The organism is Bacteriovorax sp. DB6_IX (assembly GCF_000447775.1).
Lineage (GTDB): Bacteria > Bdellovibrionota > Bacteriovoracia > Bacteriovoracales > Bacteriovoracaceae > Halobacteriovorax_A.
This window is the reverse complement of the sequence record NZ_AUNJ01000470.1, coordinates 1-4358: the sequence shown is the minus strand read 5'-3', so window position 1 is coordinate 4358 and position 4358 is coordinate 1. Positions and strand designations below refer to the sequence as shown.

Sequence of the window (4358 nt, the reverse complement as noted above, 5' to 3'; positions counted from 1 at the left end):
ATCTTTAACAAACTGTTTTCCTGATCCAACTAGAACCTTTCCTTTGTAGTCCTTATGAAACTTATTCAAATGATTTAGAAAATCATAACCAGTCATCTGAGGCATCATAAGATCTAGAATAATAAGGTCCGGTTGAATTTCTTTTATTTTCTCTAGTCCAACAATTGGCTCTAAGAATGAATAGACTTGATAATTATTCTTACTTAGAATGGCCTTCACAAGTTTTTGCGTTATAGGATCATCGTCAACGACCATGACCTTAATTCCCGTTAGCCTTGGCCTAAGAATCAATTCTTCAGGAATCTCCGGAGGCTCTTCTTCTGATTCAAATGTTTGCGAATTCATATCCTCAACATCTTGTAAAAGCTTTTGACAAAGATCGATACTTTCTCGAACTTGAATTTGTTCCTGAAGTGTTAATGGGCCCAAATCAATCTCAGAAAGATTATCAATAACGAGGGCCAATTTATTCAAAATCAATTGCTTTTGTTCCATACCTTTATTCTACAACAAAATTTATGAACACCCTCTAAAAAGCACTTAATTTAACTTAAGCACTATCCTAACTAACTGATTTAATTAATTGAGTTCTTAAAATATGAATGAATATTGTAATAATTCTAACAGTTTATAGAGTCATCATTCCCAAAAAGTAGACAGATATCGCTGTCATATTAAACTGCTCTACTTAAATGGGGTTTAAAAAGGCCTATTGTGATTTAATAACAGAAGCTTACTGAGTTTAATTTTGAACTGTTGAATATGATGAGAAATTTCTGAAGTGATTTCGTGGGGATGAGAAGGATTCACCCCCACTTAAAGGCAGCAGTTTTCTAAGTTTAAACACCTAAGATAATGAATACATACCACTTTTTCGTGACATTAGTTTCTCAGCTATAAATTCTCGTCTCAAAGTACAAAAGTCTTCGTGATAATTTATAAGTTTTTCATTAACCTCTGATTCAGTGTAACTCTTCCCTTCTTCAAACTCTTTAAGTAAATGCTTTAATACAATTAGTCTCTTTTTTCTTTGAACTGGAATTGTTGTTAAAACACCTCGTTTGAAAAATGACTTTATAATTTTCTTCTCATAATCATCTTCCTTCTTATCTTCACTAGCTTTAGAAACACCTAGAATTACAGACAACATATTTCGATCGATAACATTTTTTTTCAATGAGAACACTTTGTAATATTGCTCTTTCCTTGATGTAATTAATCCCACGGCTTCTAGCTTCTTCAGGTGATGAGTTACAGTACCAGGAGATAAAGCAAGTCTTTCAGCTAGAACTTCAGCATATAAATCTTTTTCAGCTAAACTTCTGACAATACTAAGTCTCGCTTCATCACCTAGCGCCTTAAATAACTTAACTAAGTTCACTGGACTCTCTCATTTTCTGAACTGATGGTAGTGATAAGATCCATTCAAATGTACTCATTTTTATAATGGCCTTATTAGACTCTTCTACTCTTCCAAATCTAATATCTTCACTATACTCATGAGACCAGTCTCTATACATTAACTCAGTTGTTTTAAGAAACTTCTCAGTATCGACATTACCGTATAACTGTAAAAGAATATCAAAAACATTTTCTCTAATCTTTGATTCGATATTTGATGGAATTCTTCCTCTTGATAATCCAGTAGTACTTTCTTTCAACAATTTTACTTCTTCAGTAAAACTCATAACTCCCCCTCATTTATTTTGATGCCTGTCAAAATAGATTAATCTAAAACCGGAGTCAATATTTATTTTGACATCTATCAAAACACATTCAAGTAAATAGCTAATTTCAGTGACTTGCGAGCTAGTATTTTTTAAATGTGACAGAGTTAGTATAGGAAATTTAGTTTGGTGGTGTGCACAGACATTCTTCGCTCACTTCGTGTTCGCTCGAATCTGTTCGGCGTCATTTTTCCACCCTGGCAAATGACGCCTCCAGTGCGACAATATCACGGTCTCCCCCGGATAGGTGAACAATAAAAAAAAAGCCTCTGTAAAAGCAGAGGCTTTTTTTATTGGTGGACCGTACTTCCGACATATCGAACTTTTATGACTCTTGTAACTCGAAATGAAGTAAATGAGATAAGTCCCCATCATTAGAATCAATAGAAACAAAGCCACATTTTTTAAGAACTTGAACTGAAGCTGTATTCTCAGGGTGTGCTACAGCAATTAGCTTTATATTTCTCAAATTTGATTAAAAAAACTGAACTAAAGCACCACAAACCTCAGTAGCGAACCCCTTTCCTGAATGATTTTTTGAAAATGCAAAAAGAACCTCTATATCATCAATTCTTTCATGTGCCCTACTAAAACCAGCATACCCTACAAGTAAATCATTTTCATAAACCAGATATAAACCAACTTTTTTCTCTTCAAATAACTTGTTACTCTCATCAATCCATTGAAGACAATCATCGGTAGTGACTTCCATTCCTTCCATCAAATATTCTCGGATATATGAATTTCGAGCTAATGATTCAAAGCTTGATATATCATCCAAACTTATCATTTTATAAGTAAGCCTTTTAGAGCTAGGTAAAAAGTTAATTGATTCTAGTTTCTTAAACGTCATAATTGCATCCTCAGTTCGATTACTCAGTGCGGTCTAATTGTAATATATTGATTTTAAAAAGAAAAAGAATGGTGGACCTTACTTTCTACATATCGAACTTTTATTATTCAAAATAAGGGAACTTCTCTTCACTTGTAATAAATTCCCATCCATGTTTAATCCTAATCGCATGGCCGTCAGATAGTTCGGGAATTTCATTTTTAGCAAACCAACCTACATTAATGGTTTCATTTGAAGTAGTTTCAATTCCAGCTTCAAGCGTCGCTAGAAAGAGTAGATGAGTAAACTCATTATCTTTCCAAGGGTAATGAATATATTCATAGCAGTTTGAGCTATAAACACCAATTAAGTCTGTGCACTTAACCTTGAATCCTGACTCTTCGAAACATTCGCGCTCAGCACACTGCTTTGGAGTTTCACCAAGATCATGACAACCACCAGGAAGTGCCCATAATCCATTATCTGATCTTTGAATTAGTAATAATTTATTTTCGTTATTTAGAACAAAAACATCACATCCAACAAGTGGAGTAATTGGCGCAGGCATAGAATATCCTTTATAGTTCGAATACTAGTGTTTGGTATGATTGTAATATATTGAAATTAAAGAGTAAAAGAAATGGTGGACCGAACAGGGATCGAACCTGCGACCCCAACGCTGCCAGCGTTGTGCTCTCCCAACTGAGCTACCGGCCCACACATGATGAGTTTAAAATTTACTGATTTATCGGATAAATGGCAAGAGAAAAATGAGACTCCAAGCGTCAATGGGATATTACTTTAAGACCTTATTAAAGTGGAGTCTGAACTCGGTTCCGTTGACACCACGAGTGGTTGAGCTCACATCGACCTCGCCGCCAAACTTATCCATGAACATCTTAAGAATGGGCATTCCTAGACCTGTTCCCCTCTCTCCTTCAGTTCCTTCCCGGGATGTGGAAACTTTTGGATTGAAAATGTCTCGAAGTAACTCGTCACTCATTCCAATTCCGTAATCGCGAATGACAACGGTAACTCTCATTCCAAGATCGGTTGCGAAGATATCTATATGAGAATCTGCTTCTGAAAACTTAATGGCATTTGAAATGAGGTTATTAAATACACTATTTGTGAGTGCGATTGGTTCGGAGAAAACTTCGGTATCACGAGCTAAGTCGAGGCTGAGATTGAGCTTAATATTTTTTAGCTTTGCTCTTCTTTCGAAATTTGCGATCGAACTTTCAATGGCCTCTACGATATTAACGGGAGAGAGCCTGATCTCCATTTTACCTGACTTCGTTGCAGTATAGCCGCGAACTTCATCAACAATATTTTTCATACTCTCAAGCGAGACATTCATTTTGTGAATGCAGCGGCGGATATTTTCATTCTCAATATCATAATGTTGAGTTCTTCTTCCAAAGCCATATGCCACCTGAATATGATTTGCAAGGTCATGACTAAGAATTGATAGTAACGAGGAATTACTTTCACTCATCTCGACGAGTTCAGAGTTTTTTTCGGCCACTTCAGAGATGGCCTTTCCCTCTTCATTAGAAATAAACTTTCCTATGATGTAGCCAACAAAAATTGAAAGTACGATTGAAAGTATATTGAGCATATAACCATCAGCTTCATTGAAGTGGTCACCTTTTATTGGATAAGCATCTCCCAATAAATGCGAAGCGAGTGCAAAGAAAGTACAGACAATCATCATTGAGACGGAGCTTTTCTTTGGGAGAAGAAATCGGAAGAGCGTCGTGTAGGGAAAGAGTGTAGATCTCGGTGGTCGCCGTATC

The 4358-nt window shown here is 35.8% G+C and carries 5 protein-coding genes and 1 tRNA gene; all 6 read right to left on the bottom strand.

Features of this window, described 5'->3' with window-relative positions; translation table 11 throughout:
- On the bottom strand, positions 1-495 hold a 495-nt coding region (locus tag M901_RS14640; protein WP_021278984.1), incomplete at its 3' end, for a PleD family two-component system response regulator.
- A gap of 352 nt (positions 496-847) precedes the next feature.
- Positions 848-1381, bottom strand: coding sequence for a metalloregulator ArsR/SmtB family transcription factor (locus M901_RS14635; protein ID WP_021278987.1), 534 nt, complete (start codon positions 1379-1381; stop codon positions 848-850).
- On the bottom strand, positions 1368-1688 hold the full coding sequence (locus M901_RS14630; RefSeq protein ID WP_021278988.1) for a hypothetical protein: 321 nt from the start codon (positions 1686-1688) through the stop codon (positions 1368-1370). The genes M901_RS14635 and M901_RS14630 overlap by 14 nt, the downstream gene beginning before the upstream one ends.
- A gap of 514 nt (positions 1689-2202) precedes the next feature.
- Positions 2203-2580, bottom strand: a complete 378-nt coding sequence (locus tag M901_RS14625) for a GNAT family N-acetyltransferase (RefSeq protein ID WP_034722496.1) — start codon at positions 2578-2580, stop codon at positions 2203-2205.
- 103 nt (positions 2581-2683) lie between these two features.
- A complete protein-coding gene (locus M901_RS16830; protein ID WP_021278989.1) occupies positions 2684-3127 on the bottom strand; it encodes an NUDIX domain-containing protein in 444 nt (147 codons plus the stop codon).
- A 73-nt stretch (positions 3128-3200) separates the two neighbouring features.
- Positions 3201-3276 (bottom strand) — tRNA-Ala (locus M901_RS14615).
- Positions 3277-4358: the final 1082 nt, after the last annotated feature.